The following is a 255-nucleotide window of genomic DNA, read 5'->3' as shown; positions in this document are numbered from 1 at the left end:
AGGATTAAATCGCCTGCGTTTTCACTTACTGCTAATAAACGGTCTTGGTCATACACAATTTCTTCCGTCATACCTCCAAAATATTGAAACGCATTCTCCTGCATTCTAATTAAGTCCGAGGTACGAAGAGGACGATCAATCCACTCTACATATTTGAAACGTGAATGAGATAGAACAAATCCAGCTGCGTAAAGCTTCTTTCTTGATCCAAATTCAGTAGGAACAAACATTTCTCCGAAATCTACTTGCATTTGT

General features: G+C 38.4%; 1 pseudogene. It reads right to left on the bottom strand.

Annotated elements, in window-relative coordinates:
• Positions 1–255: pseudogene (locus LZD48_RS18625) on the bottom strand (DDE-type integrase/transposase/recombinase); the annotation flags it as partial.

Origin of the sequence: Oceanobacillus alkalisoli (assembly GCF_021556485.1) — a bacterium.
Classification (GTDB): domain Bacteria; phylum Bacillota; class Bacilli; order Bacillales; family Amphibacillaceae; genus Oceanobacillus; species Oceanobacillus alkalisoli.
Note: the sequence above shows the minus strand (reverse complement) of the source record. Positions and strands in the feature narration are given on the sequence as shown.